The following is a 1,382-nucleotide window of genomic DNA, read 5'->3' as shown; positions in this document are numbered from 1 at the left end:
TCATATGTATGTTATTTTTATTTCAAACATAACAATATAATTACTACTGCAAACCTCAAGGTTAGTCGTACAGATTTCTATGTTCTTGCAATAACATGTTCAGGCATTGCTATTGAATATATGATCTTCATTTTTATTATAATATTGCCATTTGATTGGACATTATTAGCAGAGCAAGTAATTCTGCTAATATCAATAACTATAAATATATTTGTTTTATATTGCTCGTTAATGCGTCCTGTTAACACTATTTCCTGGGCGGGGCTACCGTCTGCCAGAGCTGGGGCAGATGTATGAGTCACTGCCCCGATGCGGTGGTGCACCTGAGAGCCACCGGGGGGAATTCTGCTCAACTTTTCCACATACTCACAGACTACTTTTGCTCTTTGGTATTTGAACAAACAGAAATGCTTCCTTTATGTTAAAGATAATAAAACAACACAAATTTGCTTTTCTTCTCACAGCACTGCTGAGCACCTTCTTTCTCAATATGTTTCCACCGAACGCTGCAGGGTACGCGTTGAATACCGTGCTACAGATTGTGGCGGGCGTTAATCTGTTGCAGCGTCGCCATCAGGTCGTTTCATTTATTGTGTTGCTGATAATTTTTGTCACCACACACTGGCTGCCCCCCATCAACGCCATGACACAACTGTTCTACGGGAGTTATCTGGTCTTTTTCACCATTCTGTCAGTGATTGTGTTCCGCCAGGTGATTTTCTCCGCCCGGATAAACACAGAGTCCATCTGCGCTGCGCTGAGTGGCTTTCTGCTTATTGGCTATATGGGATTTTTCATGTTTTCTGCGATAGAAAATCATATGCCTGGCGCGTTCCGTGGACTGTCAAATGATGAGTTGCAGATGATGAATGAACTTTTTTATTATTCTTTTATCAGTATTCTGACCGTAGGCTATGGCGATATTGTTGCCGTCAGCTGGCCGGCTCGTAATGCCACTATTCTGGTTATTCTCACGGGCTATATTTACTCACTGGTCTTTATTGCCCGCATCGTCAGTGGATTTTCGGTCTCAGAAAAATAACTCTTTGCACCAGCTATCAGCCTCACAGACCAGACTGTACTAAATGTCGCGTCAACGGCATGTAAGGCGGCACACTGTGGTTACATGTGATACCGGCGTAAGCCGGTAATAATTAATAGATTTCACCTTCCTCATCCCAGCCCTACCAGGCTGTACCCAATTTCAACTATGATAGGGGGCGGTTTGGGAAACGGAAATCGAAAACTATAGAGCGGGAAGAAATAACCCCGAGAGCTGATATTACTCACATCAAAAGCTCACAAGGGTGAGCAAATAAATACTCACCCGTTTTAAATGTTCATCAAAAATCATATAAACTAAATTTTTTAGTATAGTCATC

The 1,382-nt window shown here is 42.0% G+C and carries 2 protein-coding genes; both read left to right on the top strand.

Annotated features, from left to right (window positions below):
• Window positions 1-297 (top strand): hypothetical protein (locus tag EQY_RS27110; RefSeq protein WP_237712294.1); only part of this gene is annotated, 297 nt, incomplete at its 5' end.
• 121 nt (window positions 298-418) lie between these two features.
• Window positions 419-1,042, top strand: a complete 624-nt coding sequence (locus EQY_RS0122980; protein ID WP_000912558.1) for a potassium channel family protein — start codon at window positions 419-421, stop codon at window positions 1,040-1,042.
• Window positions 1,043-1,382 lie beyond the last annotated feature (340 nt).

It is taken from the genome of Escherichia sp. TW14182 (assembly GCF_000208525.1).
GTDB lineage: Bacteria > Pseudomonadota > Gammaproteobacteria > Enterobacterales > Enterobacteriaceae > Escherichia > Escherichia ruysiae.
The sequence above is the reverse complement of the archived record's forward strand: the minus strand, read 5'-3'. Positions and strand labels throughout refer to the sequence as shown.

Bases quoted from the DNA above. Each gene is read 5' to 3' on its own strand.
- EQY_RS0122980 (WP_000912558.1), top strand. From the start codon at position 419: ATGTTAAAGATAATAAAACAACACAAATTTGCTTTTCTTCTCACAGCA.